Genomic DNA, 14,860 nt, shown 5'->3' on the forward strand with positions numbered 1-14,860 from the left:
CCCTCACATACCGCCCCCGCGACGGCCGATCGACTCAGTAGAGCGGCAGTCCGCCGGCCATCTGCAGGTCGGTGACGCTGAGCAGGTCGCTGAGGCGCTTCGACGTCTGGAGCAGGTACGGCGCCGTCGTGTCCACCCACTCCTTGGTGAGGCGGAAGGTGGGGCCGCCGATCCACACGGCGTACGGGTACTTGTCGCGGACCCGGACCGGCGCCGCTATCGACGCGGCGCCCTGCTCCAGCTCGTCGACGGTGTAGGCGTAACCGTGCTCCCGGATGACATCGAGGCTCTTGAGGAACTCGTCGAAGTCGCCGAGGTGGTCCGGCGCGTGCTCCTCGAACTCCTGCGCGTAGTCGTCGACGACCGTCTGGCGGTCCAGCGCCGCGAGCAGCACCTTGCCCGTGGAGGTCGCCCACACGGGCTGGGTCCGCGGGACGGGCTTGGGGGTCTGGCCGATGAGCCGCGGGCCCGGCATCTGGGCCACCACCATCACGTTGGGTGGGAGGAGCACGTCGAAGCCGCAGGTCTCCTGCGTCTGCGCGGCCAGCTCGGTCAGGACCTGCCGCATGTTGCGGTAGGCGCCGTCGTTGTCCAGCAGCCCGCCGACGAGCGACAGGAGCCCCAGGGAGACCCGGTATCGGCGGTTGCCGGGGTCGAGCGTCAACCAGCTCTCGCGCTCCAGCACGTTGAGGACGCGATAGCAGGTGGCCTTCGGAATCCCTGACTCCCGGGCCACCTCGCTGAGCCCGACTCCCTCGGGGTGCGCGGCGACGGCACGGAGCACCGAGATGGTGCGGCGTACCAGGCCTGACTCACTCGCCGCCATTCTTCCTCCGGAGAGATTTGCTTGTTCGGCCGAACCCTAGCGGGAAATCCCGAGCAATGCTCAACATCTTTCTGCTCGCCAGAAACGGTGGCATTTGTCTGATTTGTTCCAAATGTCCAAGTTTCGGGGTATGGCCCTCTTCGTGCAAGCGTGACGAGATTATCGTTGAGGATGCGGATGCTGCCAAGCGCGCACCGGGCCTCCGTGGACCTCTCCATCGTCGCACCGGTGCGGGGGCCGCCGAAATGCAGACGTCCTGAACCGAGGACGGGCACCTGAACGCCGGCATCGGTGAGTGAGGGCGGAGCCTTTGGCGATCTTTCCGTGCACCGGAACGCGCACGCGTTCCGGCACGGGCGTCAGCGCAGGGTCGGGTCGAAGGTGTCACGGAAACCGTCACCGACCAGGTTGAGCGCCAATACCGTCAGCAGGATGGCCATGCCGGGAAAGATGCTGATGTGCGGGGCGGAGGCGACGTACTGCCGGCCGTCGGCGAGCATGGCGCCCCACTCCGGGCTGGGCGGCTGTGCCCCGAGACCCAGGAAGCTGAGCGAGGACACGCTCACGATGGCGAGCGCGAGACCCACCGTGGTGATGACGATGATGGGCGCGCTGATGTTGGGCAGCACGTGCTTGAACGCGATGCGGAAACCGCGGACCCCCGAGGCGTGGGCGGCCTCCACGTACTCCTTGCCCACCACCTCCATCGTGGCGCCGCGTACCACGCGGGCGTACTGCGGGATATAGGTGATGCCGACGGCGATCGCCGCGTTGCGCAGGCTCGGGCCGGCCACCGCCACGATCAGGATCGCGAGCAGGAAGTAGGGGAAGGAGAGCACCAGGTCCACGCTGCGCATCAGCAGGCTGTCGGCGACGCCGCCCCGGTAGCCGGCGACGATGCCGATGGCGGTGCCGACCACCCCGCTGAGAACGATCACTCCGATGGCGGCGAGCAGGGTCGCGCGCGCGCCGAGCATGATGCGGCTCAGGATGTCGCGCCCGAACTCGTCCCGGCCCAGCCACGCTCCGGCGTTGGGCCCCTCCCTGCGCAGGCTGAGGTTCTGCGCGGTGGGATCGTGTGGAGCGATCCAGGGGGCGAGTACGGCGATGAGGATGATCACAGCGAGGATGACCAGGCCGATGAGCGCCGCACGGTTGCGGGCGAACATCGTCCAGGTCTCCTTCCAGGCGCTGCGCTCCTGGACAGCCCCCTGGGCGCTCTGCGCCGTGGCTACTGCCGCACTCATACTCAGACTCCTCGCTGCCGGGGGTCGGCCCACTTGTAGAGCATGTCGACCAGCAGGTTGATCAGGACGAAGACGACGGTTCCGAGGAGGACCGCACCGCGCACCACCGGATAGTCACGTCCTTCGATGGCCGTGACGATCAGGCGGCCGATTCCGGGGATGCCGAAGACCGTCTCGGTGAGCACGGCGCCGCCGATCAGTCCGCCGAACTGAAGGCCGATCACCGTCATCACCGGCACCAGGGCGTTCTTCAGGGCGTACTTCATGACCACGGTGCGTTCGGGCAGCCCGGCGGCCCGCGCGGTGCGGACGTAGTCGCTGCTCATCACCTCGAGCATGCTGGACCGGGTCAGCCGCGCGATGACGGCGAGCGGGTAGGTGCTGAGCGCGATGGCCGGCAGCACCAGGTGGCCGTAGGTCCCCCAGCCGAAGGCGGGGAAGATCGGCCACTTCACCGCGAAGCCGATGATCATCAGGATGGCCAGCCAGAACACCGGGAGCGACACCATGGCCAGCACCCCGACGCGGGTGACGGTGTCGATGAACGTGTACTGCTTGACGGCGGCGACGATGCCCACCGTCACACCGATGAGCACGGCCAGGATCATGGCCGTCAGCGCGAGCGTGGCGCTCACTCCGGTGGTGCGCGCGAGCTCGAAGGCGACCTCGCGCCCGCTCCGGTAGGAGACGCCGAGGTCTCCCTGTACGGCGTCCGTGACGAAGGACAGGTACTGCAGGAGAAGCGGTCGATCGAGTCCCAGTTTGGCGCTGAGCTCGGCGACCGCCTCGGGGGAGGCGTTCTGGCCGAGCAGCAGGGTGACCGGGTCACCGGGGGCCATCTCCAGGGCCACGAAGATGACGAACGAGATGACAAGTAGCAGCGGCACCAGCTGCAACAGCCGCCTGCCTACATAAGACAACATTTCCTCGCATCTCCTCATTTAGGCCGCGGAGAAGCTCCCCCGGTGACCTTCGAGCGGGTTACTTCTTGACGGTGACGCCCGACAGATCCCAAAGACTGGACTTGGTGGTGTGGAATCCCTCGACCTCGGCACGCGTCGCGTAGAAGTTGGTCGAGTAGTACATGGGGACCACCACGACGTCCTCCTCGATGAACTTGCGCTGGATGTCGTTCATCAGCGACTCGCGCTCCGGCGTTTTGATGGGCAGGAGGGCGAGCTTGTCGATCTCCTTGTCGGCGCCCGAGTAGCCCGACATGTTGTTCACCGCTCCGGAGCGGAAGACGCGGGTCAGCATGTCGGCGGGGTCGCCGGCGGCCACGCCCCAGCCCAGCCAGTACATCTGGGTCTTGTGCTCAAGCAGCGAGGTGAACCACGTCCCGGACTCCTGGATCTTCAGGTTGGCGGTGACCCCGATCTCCTTGAGCTGGGACTTGATGACCTCGGCCACCTCCTTGTCCTTGAGGTAGTAGCTGCCGGGCAGGACCAGGTCGAGCGTCACGTCGCCGGCTCCGGCCTCGGCCATGAGCTTCTTGGCGCCTTCGAGGTCGTAGTCGATGTTGATCGGGTCGTCGGCGGGCGTGACCATCGTCGGCGGGATCAGACCGGTGGTCGCCGGGCTGCCCACCCCTTCGAGGACGTCCTTGACGATGGCCTCCTTGTCGATCGCCATCGCGATCGCCCGGCGGACCTTGACGTCGGGAACCTGCTTGAGCTCGAAACCGAGGAAGACCGGCTGCGCCTTGGGCTCGATGAGCTCGTTGATCTCCTTGGACTCCTTGATGAGGGAGAGCTCGGAGGGGGGCGGGTACTCGATGACGTCCACATCGCCGGACTGGAGCGCGGCCAGACGGGTGCTGGCCTCGGGGATCGGGACGATCTCCACGGTCTTGAGCTTGGGCTTCGTTCCCCAGTAGCCCTCGTTGCGCTCCAGGACCATGCGCTCGTCAGGGTTCCAGCTCTTGAAGGTGAAGGGTCCGCTGCCGACCGGGTTGGCCGACAGGTTCTTCTCGTTCTCCTTGATCGCCTTCGCGCTGACAATGCCCGCGACGGGGACGGAGAGGTTGTTGAGCAGGCTGGAGAAGGGCTTGCTGAGGATCAGCTTGACCTGCTTGTCGCCGACGAGCTCCACCGACTTGATCACGCCGAGGTAACCCTTGCCCTGCGGGGCCTTGATCGCGCGTTCCAGGTTGATCTTGACGACCTCGGCGTTGAGGTCCGTGCCGTCGACGAACTTGACCCCGTCGCGGATGGTGAAGGTCCACTCGGTGTCGGAGTTCTGCTCCCACGAGGTGGCCAGCCCCGGTATGGGCTTGCCATCCGGGTCGAGCTTGACCAGGCGCTCGTACATCAGGTCGAGGCGGATGAAGTCCGCGGTGAGGGAGAAGTTCGGCGGGTCGAGGCTCTGGGCGTCGGAGGCCATGCCGACTCGCAGCGTCGCGTCCTCGGCCGCCACGGGGGCGCCCTCCTCGGCGCCTCCCGAGCTCAGGCCGCAACCCGCCAGGGTGAGGGAGGTGAGCATGGCCAACGCCGCGGCACTGCGGCGCGGCCATGTTTTCCCGGGGTGTTTCATGAAGTTACGTCCCTCTCTCTTTCGCTGTCCTCGGACGTAGTGTTCGGCCCCCGAAACCGATGCCGGCGCCTGACGCCGGCGGTGTCCTGCCAGGCAGGTGTGTGGGTGTCACGCCTCGCGGTAGGGCGCGTCGCGCGCCTCAAGAAACGCCTTGAGACCGTGTTCGGCGCGGATCGCGCGCAGGTTGTCCCGCTCGGGAACGCCGGTGGAGTCCAGGACCAGGGTGTCGGCGAAGCGGTGCCCCATCTGCAGCCCGCGGAAGCCCTGCATGTCCTGCATCATCCGGACCGAGCGCTTGACGGTCTGGAGCGTCAGCAGCGGGGCGTTGACGATGCGCTGGGCGAGCCGGAGCGCCGCCGCGTCGACCTCGTCGTCCGGCACGACGGTGTTGACCAGGCCGAGGCGGTGGGCCTCCCGCGCGTCCACGCTGTCGCCGGTGAGGTACATGTGGTTCATCAGCTTGAAGTGCGTGAGCCACGGGAGCAGCAGCAGCGGGGACAGGGTGCCGTGGCGGATCTCGGGCTCGCCGAACGAGGCGTTCTCCCCGCACACGGTCAGATCACCGATGAGCGCCAGGTTGCAGCCGGCGGCGAGTGCGACTCCCTTGACCGCGGTGATCACCACCCGGTCCATGTACCAGAGCTTCTCCAGCATCTTCGCGTTACGCTGGGCGATGTAGTCCGTCTCCACGGTGTTCGCCGGGGACGGGTCGTTGACAAGGTCGATACCTGAGGAGAAGGCCCGGTTGCCTTCCGCGCCGAGGACGACGGCCTTGATGGTGCGGTCCGCCTCGATCTCGTCGATCGCCGCACTCAGCTCGTTGACGGTCTGGGCGCGGAGGGCGTTCAGGGCCTTCGGCCTTGCCAGTGTCAGTATCGCGACCTGACCGTCATGTTCCAGACGCACGTCTTCGTAGGACACTCGCTCTCCAAACCCTGAGGCATCGGTCCGCTGTGTGGACCATCGATTTGAGTAGTGGACCCGAGGTGGCCTTGAGGTGTCAAGAGAAAACGGGCAAGTTCATATGGGTGAAACGGACAGGCAACAATAGGAGGGAAGCCTCCGACAGAGCCTTGAGGTGCATGAACCCCCGGTGGCTCCGGCGGCGCGCGGCCTGATTTTCCGGCCGATCCGGCGTCGGAGCCGGGGTCTCCCGGCTGGGTCGGCCGCCGATCCGCGGATCGGCGGTCACGTCGATCGAGTGACCCATGTCATAGCCGTCGAGGTCATTCGAGCCCCCGGCGGCGGGTTTCCTGGCCGTGGGTATCGGACCCGGGCATTGACAGAGACTGTACCCTCGTCAAAAATGAACTGGCAGTTCGCTCAGTGAACCAGTTGACGGGTGTGGCCGAGGGCCGGGATCGCTGTCACCGCATGTCCGACCATGAAGAGAGGTTTCGTGCACTTCGATGTTGCTGTCACGGGTGGACTGCTTGTCGACCCGGACTGGGGAACGCTGGCGGGCGGTCTGGGGATCAAGGACGGGCGGATCGCCGCCGTCCTGGCCCCCGGTGAGCGACTCTCCGCGGACGAGGAGATCGACGCCACCGGGCTGGTCGTCATGCCGGGTGTCATCGACCCGCACACGCACCTCGGCTACGCGCAGTCCTTCGAGGCCGACCTGGAGACCGAGACCCGATCGGCGGCCCTCGGCGGCGTCACCACGGTGATGAGCTTCTACCGTCAGTACAAGGGCGCGGAGCCGGCGCCGTACGACGAGCTTCCCGAGCTGATCGCCTCGGTCAACGAGAAGTCCACCGTCGACGTGGCGCTGCACTTCGGCATGCTCGCCGAGTCCCAGGTGCGGCAGATACCGAAGTACGCGGACGCCGGCGTCAGGTCGCACAAGTTCTACATGGCCTACCGGGGCGCGGACGGAGCCACCGTCGGGATGGTGAACGAGTGCGACGACGGGCTGCTGCTGGAGGGCCTGCGCCTGCTCGGCGAGTCCGGCGGCGTGGCCTGCGTGCACGCGGAGAACACCGACATCGTCAACCGGACCATGCGGCAGGTGCGCGAGTCCGGGGCCACCGGACTGCGGGCCTGGTCCGACGCCCGGCCGGCGTTCGCCGAGGCGGAGAACATCCAGCGGGTGGCCTTCTTCGCCGAACGGGTGGACGCCACCGTCTACCTGGTGCACATCGGATCGAGCGAGAGCCTTGAGGCGGCCAAGCGGGTCAGGGGCACCGGCGGCAAGGTCTGGGTGGAGACCTGCCCGCACTACCTCACCCACACCTACGACAGCGAGGTGGGATCGCTCGCCAAGATCAACCCGCCGGTGCGCACGGCGGAGGACGTCGAGGCGATGTGGCGCGGACTGATCGACGGTGACGTCGACACCGTCGGCACGGACCACTGCGCCGTGCCGCTTGAGCGCAAGCAGGGCGACATCTGGTCCGCCGCGGCGGGATTCCCGGGCATGGCGACGACGCTTCCGGTACTCCTCTCAGAGGGGCACCACAGGCGGGGGATGAGCCTGCAGCGCATCGCGCAGGTCCTGTCCGGCAACGCCGCCTCGATCTTCGGCATGCCTGCCAAGGGCAACCTGCGGGTGGGGGCCGACGCCGACCTCGTGCTGTGCGACCTCGACGCGGAGCGCGTCGTCGACCACGAGACCCTGGGCGGCTCGTCGGCGTACAGCATCCTCGACGGGCGGACGCTGCGCGGGTGGCCGGTGCGCACGCTGCTGCGCGGCAGGACCGTGGCCGTCGACGGGGAGGTCGTCGGCGAGCCGGGTGGCCGGTTCCTGGCGCGGTAGAGACCGGAAAACAGCGACAACCACTGAAGTCAACCCGTATCACCGGGTCTGACCTGCGGATTATCGGTAATGAGTGAGAAGGGCTGAACCCCAATGAAGGCAAAAGTGCTGCTGGTCCAGAACGGACCGGCGACCGTTGACACCGAGAAGAACGTCGAGGAGAACCTCGCCCTGGTCGCCGAGGCCACGAAGGACTACTCGCCGGACTTCGTGGTGTTCAGCGAGCTGTCCAACACGCAGTACTTCTGCGGCTACAACACCCCCGAGCACTTCAAGCTCGCCGAGCCGATCGACGGGCCGTCGGTCAGGCGTTTCCAGGAGCTGGCCAAGCGGCTCGGCAGCTACGTGCTCTTCCCCTTCTACGAGAAGGGCGAGGTCAAGGGCGAGTTCTACAACAGCGTGGCGGTCATCGGCCGCGACGGCGAACTGATCCCCGGCGACCTGCCCGACGGCCGCCAGGTGAAGGTCTACCGCAAGAACCACATCCCCGACCAGTGGAGCTACAGCCCCGGCCTCAACGAGCGCTACTACTTCAAGGAGGGGCCGGGCCTGGCGACCTTCAGGACCGAGTTCGGCAAGATCTCCATCCTGATCTGCTACGAGCGCTCCTTCCCCGAGGCGTGGCGGGTGCTCGCGCTGCAGGGCTCGAAGATCATGTTCGTCCCGGTGGCGGCGTGGGGCCCGAACCGCGCCGACTCCTGGGGCGGAGAGCTGCGCACCGCGGCCATCCAGAACGGCCTGTTCGTCGTCGCCTCCAACAAGGGCGGCGTGGAGAACACCGAGGGCCCGCGTCACTTCTTCGGCGCCAGCCGGATCATCAGCCCGCTGGGCGAGGAGCTGACCGCCGCGCCGGCCGGTGAGGGCCCGCACATCCTCAAGGCCGAGCTCGACCTGGACGAGATCGACCAGCACGGGGTCCGCTACACGTTCTTCCGCGACCGCCGCCCCGAGCTCTACGGCTCGCTCAGCGACGACATCGCGCGCGGTGTCCTGTAAGTCGGTGGCCGCCCACTCGGAGATAGGAAAAACACCATGGACGTAGGCGTCTTCCTCGGGTCGCAGTACGCGCCCCAGCAGGACATCTACTCGGCCTTCCAGGGTCTGGTCGAGCAGACGCGGTTGATCAGGGACACCGGCTACGACGCCGTCTGGCTGGGCCAGCACTTCCTGAGCGCCCCCGACCAGTACCTCCAGACGACGCCGATGCTCGCGCGTCTGGCGGCGGAGGCGGGCGACATGAGGCTGGGCACGAACCTGCTGCTGCTGCCCCTGCTGAACCCCGTCGACATCGCCGAGCAGTACGCGACGATGGACGTGATCACCGGCGGCAAGCTCATCCTGGGCGTCGGCCTGGGGTACCGCGACGAGGAGTTCAACGCCTTCCAGATCAACAAGAAGCACCGGGTGGGCCGCCTGGTGGAAGGCGTGGAGATCCTCAAGCGGCTGTGGACCGAGGAGAACGTGTCGTTCGAGGGCAAGCACTTCACCCTCGACAACGTGACGATCAGTCCGCGCCCGATCCAGAAGCCCCGCCCGCAGATCTGGTTCGGCGCCACCGCCGACCCCGCGATCAAGCGCGCCGCCCTGCAGGGTGACGCGTGGATCGCGACGTCGATGACGGAGTGGGGGGAGATGAAGCAGCAGGTCGACCTCTTCCACCAGACCAGGAAGGAGGCGGGCCTGCCGGAGAAGGTGGAGTTCGCCAAGTGCGTGGAACTCTTCGTCGGCGACGACAAGGAGTCCGCGCTCAGGGAGGCCGAGCCGTTCATCGGCGCGAAGTACAAGGCGTACTACAGCTGGGGCATGGGCGACAACGTTCCGGGCAACAGCGGCGCGAACAGCAGTGACTTCGCCGACCTGGCCAGGAACCGGTTCATCATCGGCGGCGTCGACGACGTGATCCAGGACTGCCTGCACCACCGCGACACGCTGGGCGTGACGCACCTGATCGTCCGGCTGAACTTCCCCGGGATGCCGATGGAGCTGGTCCGGCGCAACATCGAGCGGTTCGGCAGGGAGGTCATTCCGGCCATCCGCTGACCCGGGCCCTCCGGTCGCTCCGTCACGGCGCCTGCCGGCGGCAGCCGGTCTGGCGAGGGCATGGGTTTCCGTGTCACCTCATGTTGTGGGAACGCGGAAACCCATGGCCCCGAACCGGGGGATCGACCGGCGTGGGCGCGTTCGGATGCCCGGCCTAGAAACGGTCTGCGTGCTCGTCCGCCCACTGTACGAACGTACGTGCCGGACGGCCGGTCACCCGGGTGACCGTGTCGTCCACGGTCTTGGAGGAGTCATCGGACGCGGCGTACCAGCCGACGACATACTCGGCGTCCGCTCGGGACACCCCGGTGGCCAGCAGCCTGTCGACCGCCTGTTCGTGCGTTATCGGCTCGAAGGCGATGTCGCGGCGGAGCGTCCGGGACAGGATCGCGATCCGCTCACTCGGGGTCAGCGCTTCGGGTCCGGTGAGGTTGTAGGACTGTCCCGCGTGGCCGTCGTCGAGCAGCGCGACGGCTGCCACGGCCCCGATGTCGGCCTCGTGCACCAGCGCGCTGGGAAGGTCGTACGGTTCGCGGACCACTCCTTCGGCTCGGATCGATTCGGCCCAGCCCAACGTGTTGGACATGAACTCCTGTGCTTCCAGACGTGTCCATTCCACGCCTGAGTCCGCCACCGCCTGCTCGACCGGGCCCACCCAGCCGCCCCACAGCACGGTGAGGCGCTGAACGCCCGCGGCGACCGCCCGCTGGACCAGCTCGGGCCCGACCTCGGCAAGTCCATCCGTCACCGTGATATGCAGCCGGTTGACGCCGTGGAGTGCGGTGTCCAACTTCTCTGGTGTGTTGTGCGTGCCGGCCACCAGCTCCACCTCGGCCGGAAACCTTCCCACGTTCGCCGCCGGGTCTCGCGTCAGGGCCCGAACCCGCTCTCCTCGGCGGACCAGCTCTGCCACAACGTGCCGGCCGGTGTTCCCGGTGGCACCTGTCACCAAGGTCGTCACAGTCGAGCTCCTTAGGTCGTCTTGTCCCGATGAGTCGCCGACGAGCCTAGAAACTCAACCGCAGTTGAGGTCAAAAGCCCGGCACGATAACGAGATCACCGGTGTCTCCCCAGGCCGCGGTGGTCGGTGTCCATCCTCATGTCGGCCTCGGACGCCGCGCTCCGCTCGTTTGGGGATGGTGGCACGAGTCTTGTCGACACCCCGATTCCCGCACTCGGCCTCCTCGAAGGCCGACAGGCCAACAGCCTCGCGCATCAACGGAGATCTCACCGCGCGGACCTCCGGTGGTCCTAGGTCCAAGGTCCCGGGTCATGTCGACCGGGCGTCCGATGCCGCGGACCGCGGCGAGCGGCATAGTCGTGCCGAGGACAGCGCGGAACACGCAGGGAGGGGAGGGGCGATGACCGGACCTGACGGACCGAGCCCGGGCGCCGCCCACCCCAGTGCCCTCAAGGGGTGTGCCAACAAATGTCCGCCGGTTCCGGTGCAGCCATGACAGGCCACCGAACCACATACGGACGAAAGGCACACCCATGTCCACAACTCAGTCCCCGGCCCGCGGCCGACGGCCGGGATGGAGCCTCGCGCTGCTCGCGCTCGGGCACCTGATCATCAGCCTCGACTTCACCATCATCTATGTGGCCCTGCCCGACATCGCCGCCGATGTCGGCTTCACACCGCACACCCTGCAGTGGGTGGTCACCGCGTACGTCGTCCTCTACGGAGGCTTCCTGCTGTTCGGCGGCCGGCTGTCCGACCTGGTGGGACGCCGGCGGATGTTCGTGCTCGGCATGGCGCTGTACGGCGTGGCCTCCGTGCTGGGCGGCCTGGCCACGGCGCCGGCGGTGCTGCTCACCGCGCGCGCCTTGCAGGGCCTCGCCGGGGCGGTGCTGTTCCCCGCGGTGCTGGCCCTGGTCAACACCGCCTTCGCCGAGGGCAGGGAGCGCAACCGCGCGCTGACGGTCTGGGCCATGGCCGGTGCCGGCGGGCTCACGGCGGGCGCACTGGCCGGCGGGGTGCTCACCCAGGCCCTGGGCTGGCAGGCCGTGTTCTACGTCAACGTCCCGCTGGCCGCCGCGGGTGCCGCCGCCGCCTTCGCCCTGCTGCCCCCCGACGGCCGTGTCACCGCAGGAAGCGTCGACGTGCTCGGAACCCTGACCGGTACCGCGGGCATCACGCTGTTGATCTTCGCGGTCGCGCACGGCTCCGAGGTCGGCTGGGCACGGGCCGAGGTGGTCGCCGCGGCCGTTCTCGCGGCGGTCCTGCTGGCCGCGTTCCTGCGCGTCCAGGCCCGGGGCCGGACGCCGCTGATGCCGCTGCGGCTGTTCCGCAACCGCGCGCTCAGCGGAGCGGTCGTGGTCATCCTCGTCTTCGGGCTGACGATGCAGGCCGTGCCGTACTTCCTGACCCTGTACTTCCAGGACGTCCTCGGCTTCAGCGCCCTGGAGACCGGGCTGGCGTTCCTTGGCCCGACCCTGTCGATCACGGCGGGAAACCTCCTCAGCGAGCGACTGGTCCACCGCTTCGGCACCCGGAGCACGCTGATCACCGGCATCGTCGCCAACGCCGTGGGCGCCGCGTTCCTGGCCCCCGGCATGCACACGGACGGGTCCTTCCTCACCGTCCTGGCCGGGATCGTCGTCATCGGTCTGGGCATGGGCATCACCTACGAGGCCATGTGGATCGCCGCCGGCACCGGTGTCTCGGCGGACGAACAGGGCCTGGCCTCCGGGGTGGCCTCCACCGCGCTGCAGGTGGGAACCGCCGCGGGTCTGGCGGTTCTGGTGGCCGTCGCCAACCACGACATCGAGGGGCTGTCCGGACAGGCCCTGCGCGCCGCCTCCGCCGAGGGAATGCGCGCCGCCGTCTACGTCCTGGGCGCCGTCATGCTGACGGCCGTCCTGGCCGCCCTCAGGCTTCCCGGCCCGCGTGCCCGGGTCGCCGCTGCCGCGTCCCGGCCCGTCCCCGACCCGGACGCCGACCTGCGCCCCGCCGGCTGACAGCGTCCGCGGCTCCGGTCGCGGCGAATCTCCCGGCCGATGGCCGAGGGCGCGCGGCCCGGCTCGCGCGTGATCTCCCGCACCCGGTCGGCGACGTGGATCCGCTCGCCCTCCCACAGATGACGGGAGACACTGGAAGGGGGCTCCGCCGGTCGTCCGACCGGCGGAGCCCCCTTCTTCCTCGCCTTGTTCGGCGCCGAGCCGTTCCGCCGTCGCTTCCCGGCCCGGTGGTCGACCCCGGAAATCCGGCACGCTCCGATGTGGCCGGAGTGCCGGTCAGCTCGCCTGGTCGTTGATGAGCAGGCAGTCGACCGCGGCGACTCCCTCTCCCTCGGGCAGCACCAGCAGCGGGTTCACCTCGGCGGCGGCCAGACCGGGCAGCGAGGCCGCCATCTCGGAGAAGCTCACCGCCGCCTGGACCAGTGCGGCACGGTCGTAGGCCGGGCCGCCCCGGTAGCCCGCGAGCAGCCTGCCGAGCACGCTCGCGTCGAGGAGCTCCTCGACGTCCCGCGCGGTGACGGGCACCGGGCGGGACGCCGCCTGGCCCATGAGCTCGGCGAGGATCCCGCCGGGGGCGATGGAGAGCACGAGCCCGACCTGCGGGTCGTCGACGACCCCCATCAGGCACTCCAGCTTCTGGCCGCCCACCATCCGCTGCACGAGGATCCCGGTGATCCGTGCCCCGGGCAGGTGGCTCTCGACAGAGGCGAGCATCGCCTCGGCGGCGGCCTCTGCCTCTTCGGGGGTGGTGACGCCGAGGACGACGCCTCCAGCCTCCGTCTTGTGCGCGATGTCGGGGGACTCGACCTTGAGCACCACGGGCGTGCCGACGCGCTCGACCAGGGCCGCGACCTCGTCGACGCCCGCCGCGACGCCGAAGGGCGCGACCGGGACGCCGGCGGACACCAGCGCCTCCATCGCGTCGGCGCCGGAGGCGACGGCGTGCGGCGAGGGCCAGCCGCCGAGCTTCTCCACCTCGGGCCGCGCGGCGAGGGTGAACCGCGGCCAGTCGAGCCACGAGGTGAGCGCGTGCACGCCGGGACGCAGCCCCATCACGACCGGCACACCGGCCGCCGACAGCGTGGCGTGGATGACCGGGTCGAGCGGCCCCGCGGTCATGGTCAGCAGCACCACCGGCGTCTCGACGTCACGGGCGACCTCGGCCAGGATCTCCGCCTGCCTGCGGTAGAGCGCCTCCTGGCCGGGGCCGGAGAGACCGACGTTCATCGCGAACACGACCGCGCCGATCTGCGGCTGGTCGGCGACCAGCCGCAGGGAACGGAGCAGGAGCGTCGGGTCCTCGACGGCGGAGCCGGTGACGTCGAGCGGGTTGTTGACCGCGGCGAAGCCGGGCAGCAACTCGGTGAGCTCTGCGACGGCGGCGGCGTCGAACCCGGGCAGCGACAGACCGGAGGCCTCCGCGGCGTCGGCCATCAAACCGCTCGCGCCTCCGGAGATCGACAGCACGCCGACGCCGGTGGCCGCCGAACTCCCGCGACGCAGGTGCGAGAAGAGCAGCACCGTCTCGCGGAACTCGTCGAGGTCGGAGACGCGGATGGCCCCGACCGAGGCGAGCAGGCCGTCGAGCGCCGCGGCGCCGCCGGAGATGGCGCCGGTGTGGGCCATGGCGGCCTGGCGGCCGAGGTCGGACCGGCCACTTGAGACGACGACGACCGCCTTGCCCCTCTCGCGGGCCAGGCGGCAGGCCGCGGCGAACTTCGGAGCGTCCCGGAGCCCTTCGAGGAAGACGCCGATCACCTCGGTCGACTCGTCCTCGGCGTACCAGGCCACGTAGTCCGAGACCGTCGCCGACACCTCGTTGCCGGTGGTGATGAGCGCGGAGGCGGCGAGCCCCCGGCCCATCGCGGAGTCGGTGACGGCGTGCGAGAGCGCGCCGGACTGCAGGATCAGCGCGACGTTGCCCAGGGGCAGCGGATCGACGATCCGCCCGGAGTACGCCGCCGCGCCGCTCGCCAGGTCCGCGGTTCCGTAGCAGTTGGGGCCGCAGGCCACCATGTCGTACTTGTCAAGCAGGCGGCGCAGTTCCGCGGCGCGCTCGGAGCCGACACTCCCCTCGCCGAAACCGCTGCCGATCAGCACCGCCGCGCGGATGCCGCGCTCGCCGGCGTCCCTGACGGCCGCCAGCGCGGAGTCGGCGCCCACCGCGACGACGATGAGGTCGACGCCGTCGGGAAGCTCGCGCACGGAGGGTACGCACGGAACGCCGAGCACGTCGGCGTACTTCGGGTTGACGACGTGCAGCGCGCCCTCGAAACCGAACCTGCGCAGGTTCTCGAGGACCCGGGTGCCCCGGTTGAGTCGTGGTGAGGCGCCCACCACCGCGATGGAACGCGGGCGAAGGAGCGGTTGAAGGTTGCGGAAGCCCGAATCAGGCACGGTTTGTCACCATCCGGTCACGGAGACGGACGTTGGCTTGCGAGAGAACATCCCTGGAGGGCGGATCGGGAGATTCGAGTGATTCTCACCACAAGCCGA

11 protein-coding genes are annotated in these 14,860 nt (G+C 68.8%); 4 read left to right on the forward strand and 7 right to left on the reverse strand.

What is annotated here, in order from left to right:
* Positions 1-34: 34 nt before the first annotated feature.
* From AB0J58_RS38660 to AB0J58_RS38680, 5 genes are all read right to left on the reverse strand, one after another.
* Positions 35-826: an IclR family transcriptional regulator gene (locus tag AB0J58_RS38660; protein ID WP_364225256.1), complete on the reverse strand. Its 792-nt coding sequence runs from the start codon at positions 824-826 to the stop codon at positions 35-37.
* Between the two features lie 359 nt (positions 827-1,185).
* Positions 1,186-2,073 (reverse strand): ABC transporter permease, encoded by an 888-nt coding sequence (locus AB0J58_RS38665; protein WP_364225258.1) that lies wholly within the window; start codon positions 2,071-2,073, stop codon positions 1,186-1,188.
* Positions 2,074-2,075: 2 nt separating this feature from the next.
* Positions 2,076-2,996 (reverse strand): ABC transporter permease, encoded by a 921-nt coding sequence (locus AB0J58_RS38670; RefSeq protein ID WP_364225260.1) that lies wholly within the window; start codon positions 2,994-2,996, stop codon positions 2,076-2,078.
* Between the two features lie 58 nt (positions 2,997-3,054).
* Positions 3,055-4,605 carry an ABC transporter substrate-binding protein gene (locus AB0J58_RS38675; RefSeq protein WP_364225262.1) on the reverse strand — a complete coding sequence of 517 codons (1,551 nt, stop codon included), beginning with the start codon at positions 4,603-4,605 and terminating at the stop codon, positions 3,055-3,057.
* A 108-nt stretch (positions 4,606-4,713) separates the two neighbouring features.
* Positions 4,714-5,526 carry an enoyl-CoA hydratase/isomerase family protein gene (locus AB0J58_RS38680; protein ID WP_364225265.1) on the reverse strand — a complete coding sequence of 271 codons (813 nt, stop codon included), beginning with the start codon at positions 5,524-5,526 and terminating at the stop codon, positions 4,714-4,716.
* A 478-nt stretch (positions 5,527-6,004) separates the two neighbouring features.
* Between AB0J58_RS38680 and AB0J58_RS38685 the strand changes: the two genes are divergently transcribed.
* The 3 genes from AB0J58_RS38685 to AB0J58_RS38695 all read left to right on the forward strand — a co-directional run bounded on the left by AB0J58_RS38685 (position 6,005) and on the right by AB0J58_RS38695 (position 9,403).
* Entirely contained in the window at positions 6,005-7,363 is a 1,359-nt protein-coding gene (locus AB0J58_RS38685) for a dihydroorotase family protein (protein WP_364225268.1), read from the forward strand.
* A gap of 93 nt (positions 7,364-7,456) precedes the next feature.
* Positions 7,457-8,359 carry a carbon-nitrogen hydrolase family protein gene (locus AB0J58_RS38690; RefSeq protein ID WP_343964365.1) on the forward strand — a complete coding sequence of 301 codons (903 nt, stop codon included), beginning with the start codon at positions 7,457-7,459 and terminating at the stop codon, positions 8,357-8,359.
* 36 nt (positions 8,360-8,395) lie between these two features.
* Positions 8,396-9,403, forward strand: coding sequence for an LLM class flavin-dependent oxidoreductase (locus tag AB0J58_RS38695; protein ID WP_364225271.1), 1,008 nt, complete (start codon positions 8,396-8,398; stop codon positions 9,401-9,403).
* Between the two features lie 154 nt (positions 9,404-9,557).
* Here AB0J58_RS38695 and AB0J58_RS38700 read toward each other — a convergent pair whose 3' ends face one another.
* Positions 9,558-10,364, reverse strand: a complete 807-nt coding sequence (locus AB0J58_RS38700) for an NmrA family NAD(P)-binding protein (RefSeq protein ID WP_364225274.1) — start codon at positions 10,362-10,364, stop codon at positions 9,558-9,560.
* A 533-nt stretch (positions 10,365-10,897) separates the two neighbouring features.
* On the opposite strand from AB0J58_RS38700, the gene AB0J58_RS38705 reads away from it, so the two are divergent.
* Complete coding sequence (locus AB0J58_RS38705) at positions 10,898-12,364, forward strand: MFS transporter (protein WP_364225277.1); 1,467 nt, start codon at positions 10,898-10,900, stop codon at positions 12,362-12,364.
* Positions 12,365-12,640: 276 nt separating this feature from the next.
* Here AB0J58_RS38705 and AB0J58_RS38710 read toward each other — a convergent pair whose 3' ends face one another.
* Positions 12,641-14,761, reverse strand: a complete 2,121-nt coding sequence (locus tag AB0J58_RS38710) for an acetate--CoA ligase family protein (RefSeq protein ID WP_364225280.1) — start codon at positions 14,759-14,761, stop codon at positions 12,641-12,643.
* Between the last annotated feature and the right edge of the window lie 99 nt (positions 14,762-14,860).

The sequence above is a fragment of the Streptosporangium sp. NPDC049644 genome (assembly GCF_040675205.1).
Taxonomy (GTDB): Bacteria; Actinomycetota; Actinomycetes; order Streptosporangiales; family Streptosporangiaceae; genus Streptosporangium; species Streptosporangium fukuiense.

What these genes read in the sequence shown, in the direction of transcription:
- AB0J58_RS38660 (WP_364225256.1), bottom strand. Translation starts at nt 826, where the DNA reads ATGGCGGCGAGTGAGTCAGGCCTGGTACGCCGCACCATCTCGGTGCTC.
- AB0J58_RS38665 (WP_364225258.1), bottom strand. Translation starts at nt 2,073, where the DNA reads ATGAGTGCGGCAGTAGCCACGGCGCAGAGCGCCCAGGGGGCTGTCCAG.
- AB0J58_RS38670 (WP_364225260.1), bottom strand. Translation starts at nt 2,996, where the DNA reads ATGTTGTCTTATGTAGGCAGGCGGCTGTTGCAGCTGGTGCCGCTGCTA.
- AB0J58_RS38675 (WP_364225262.1), bottom strand. Translation starts at nt 4,605, where the DNA reads ATGAAACACCCCGGGAAAACATGGCCGCGCCGCAGTGCCGCGGCGTTG.
- AB0J58_RS38690 (WP_343964365.1), top strand. Translation starts at nt 7,457, where the DNA reads ATGAAGGCAAAAGTGCTGCTGGTCCAGAACGGACCGGCGACCGTTGAC.
- AB0J58_RS38695 (WP_364225271.1), top strand. Translation starts at nt 8,396, where the DNA reads ATGGACGTAGGCGTCTTCCTCGGGTCGCAGTACGCGCCCCAGCAGGAC.
- AB0J58_RS38705 (WP_364225277.1), top strand. Translation starts at nt 10,898, where the DNA reads ATGTCCACAACTCAGTCCCCGGCCCGCGGCCGACGGCCGGGATGGAGC.